Raw genomic sequence first — 3159 nt, 5'->3', positions numbered from 1 at the left:
ACCGGGTCCCGCCAGGTACAGCTCCCCGGCCACCCCCACCGGCACCGGCCGCAACCACGCATCCAGGACATAGACCCGGGCGTCCCGGGTGGGAGAGCCGATCGGCGGGATCTCACCCGGTGACAGCGGGCCGCTCATGGTCGCGGCGATGGTCGCCTCGGTGGGGCCGTACGCGTTGACCATCAGGCGGCCGGGGGCCCAGCGGTCCACCAGCTCGGCACCGCAGGCGTCGCCGCCGACCACCAGGGTCCGCAGATCCGGCAGCGGCGTCTCCGGCACTCCGGCCAGCGCGGCCGGGGGGATCAGCGCGTGGGTGATCCCCACCTTCTCCAGGACCGCGGCCAGCTCCGCGCCGCCGTACACCCCTCCGGGCGGGATGACGAGAGCGGCTCCGGCGGCGAAGGCGATGAGCATCTCCATCACCGAGGCGTCGAAGCTCGGCGAGGCGAACTGCAGCACCCTGCTGTCCGGCCCGACCTCGAGCCGGTCCCGCTGGGACTCGGCGAACGCGGCGACGCCCTCGTGGGTCACGACCACACCCTTGGGGCGGCCGGTCGAACCCGAGGTGTAGATCACGTAAGCCGGGTGCCGCAGCGCGGCCCGGTCGTCCTCACCGGGGTCCGTCCCGGCCGCCGGATCGTCGTCCCCGTCCCCGCCCCCGGACCCTGCTCCTGCTCCTGCTCCTGCCAGGAACGCCTCGTCGATCACCAGCATCGGGGCGGCGTCCTCGATCATGTACGCGATGCGCTCGGCCGGGTAATCCGGGTCCACCGGCAGGTAGGCGCCTCCGGCCTTGGTCACGGCCAGCGCCGCGACGATCAGGCGGGCCGAGCGCGGCAGCAGCAGCGCGACCAGGCGTTCAGGCCCGACACCGTGCTCGCGCAGCTGCCGGGCCAGCCGGTCGGCCAGGGCGTTCAGCTCCCCGTACGTCAACTCCGTCCCGCCCTCCACCAGCGCGGTGGCGCCGGGGTCGCGCCGGACCGCGGCCTCGAAGACGGCGGGCAGCGTACGGCCGGGCACGGGCGCGCCGGTGTCGTTCCACTCCTCGACGATCAGGCGGTGCTCGTCCGGGTCCAGGATCCCCAGATGGCCGACCGGGATGTCGGGGGTGTCGACGAGTGTGGTGAGCAGGGAGCGCATGCGGCCCAGCAACCGTTCGGCCTCGGGCCCGGTGAACAGGTCGGGCCGGTGGTCCAGGCGCAGCGTGAGCCGGTCACCGGGGATGACCGCCAGGGCCAGGGGATAGTGGTGCGCGTCGGCCGAGCCGAACCCGGTCAGCCGCAGGTCGCCGAGGTCCGCCTCCGCCCCGGACGGGTCGAACGGATAGTTCTCCAGCACGGTCACGGTGTCGAACAGGGTGCCGCGCCGGATCTCGGTCAGGCCGAGGTGGTGGTGCGGCAGCAGCTCGGCCTGCTCGTCCTGGAGGCGTTCGAGCAGCTCGCCCAGGGGTTCGTCGGGGCGCAGCCGTACCCGCACCGGGACCGTGTTGATGAACAACCCGACCATGCGCTCCACGCCGGGCAGTTCGGCCGGGCGGCCGGACACGATCGCGCCGAAGACCACGTCGTCGCGGCCGGTCAGGCGGGAGAGCAGGATCGCCCACAACGCCTGGACCACCGTGTTGACCGTGATCCCCCGGCGGCGGGCGAGCCTGGTGAGGGCGCCGGTCAGCTCGACGTCCAGCCTGATCCGGGCCTTGTCGGGCGGAGTGGGTACGGCGGGGGCGTTCGGGGCCACCAGGGTGGGCTCGTCGAGATCGTCCAGCGCCCGGTCCCACGCCTGCTTGGCCGCCGTGCGGTCCTGCCCGGCCAGCCAGGCCAGATAGCTCTTGTACGGCGGGGCGGGCGCGGCCTCCACGCCCAGATAGAGGGCGAGCAGCTCGGTGATCAGCAGCGGGGTGGACCAGCCGTCCAGCAGGATGTGGTGGTTGGTGAGGATCAGCCGGTGCCGGCCCGGCGCCGACCGCACCAGCACGAAGCGCAGCAACGGCGGCGCGGACAGATCGAAGCCGCGCGCCCGCTCCTCGGCCGCCACCTCGTCGGGATCCCCGGAGACCTCACGCCAGGGCAGTTCGACCTGCTCGGGGATGACCTGGACCGGCCGGCTGAGCTCCTCGTGCCAGAAGGCCGCGCGCAGGTTGGGGTGGCGTTCGAGCAGCCGGGCGGCCGCGCCCGCGAGCCTGGCGGGGTCGAGGGGCCCGTCGAGGTCGAGGGTGACCTGGGCGGTGTAGACGTCGTGCTCGTCGTGGAGGGCGTGGAAGAACAGCCCCTGCTGCAGCGGAGACAGCGGAAGGATGTCCTGGACCTGCGTCATCGTTTCTCCCACGCGGCCTGGATGCGGTCGATCTCCTTCTGGTCGAGGTCGACCAGGAGGTCACTGGGCGTGTAGCCCCCGGCGCCGTGCTCGGCCAGCCCGCCGAGGGCCTCGAACCAGGTCTCGGCCAGTTCCCCGACCTCGGCCTCGGTGAGCACCCCGTCCGGCCACGACCAGGCGGCTTCCAGGTGCGGGCCGTCCGGCCGGTCGTACACGGTCACGTTGATCTCCAGGACGTGGGACACCGGCATGCCGGGGTCGTGCCCGCCCACGTCCGCGGGCACGAGGTTCCAGTCGCCGTCGGCGACCGTCACCCGGCCCAGGTAGTTGAACAGGATCTGCGGCCGGGGCAGGTCCGCCAGCTCGGCCGCGGTCTCTGGGTCGAGGTGGCGCAGCAGGCCGTAGGTCAGGGGGTCGGGCACGGCTCTGAGCTGTTCCTTCACCCGTTTGATCGCCTGGCCCGCGGCCCGCTCGCCGTTCCAGTCGGTGCTCCCCGCGTCGAGCCGGACCGGGTACATGGCCGTGAACCAGCCGACCGTCCTGGACAGGTCCGCATCGGGGAAGACGTCGTCCCGTCCGTGTCCTTCGAGGTCGAGCAGGACCGAGGTGCCCCGGCCGCCGTGCTTCCTGCGCCAGGCGGCCACCGCCAGCGTGAGACCGGTGAGCAGCACGTCGTCGGCCCGCCCGTGGAAGGCCGCGGGAACACCGGTGAGCAGCGGTTCCGTACGGCCGGGCGGCAGTGTGCGCCGCAGCGTGCGGACGGTCGCGGCGGTGTCCTTGTGCGGGTTCAGGGACCGGTGGCCGACGCGCGGGTTGGGACCGTCGAGGATCTCTACCCAGGCGTCG

Annotated in this window: 2 protein-coding genes; both read right to left on the bottom strand. The window is 73.1% G+C overall.

What is annotated here, in order from left to right:
• Nucleotides 1–2313, bottom strand: a 2313-nt coding sequence (locus Pta02_RS40530; protein ID WP_203880371.1) for a non-ribosomal peptide synthetase, incomplete at its 3' end; no start/stop codon positions are given.
• Nucleotides 2310–3159, bottom strand: an 850-nt coding sequence (locus Pta02_RS40525) for a condensation domain-containing protein (protein ID WP_239131603.1), incomplete at its 5' end; no start/stop codon positions are given. The genes Pta02_RS40530 and Pta02_RS40525, both read right to left, overlap by 4 nt.

This window comes from Paraplanobispora takensis, assembly GCF_016863195.1.
In the GTDB taxonomy this organism is placed as follows: domain Bacteria; phylum Actinomycetota; class Actinomycetes; order Streptosporangiales; family Streptosporangiaceae; genus Planobispora; species Planobispora takensis.
The sequence above is the reverse complement of the archived record's forward strand: the minus strand, read 5'-3'. Positions and strand labels throughout refer to the sequence as shown.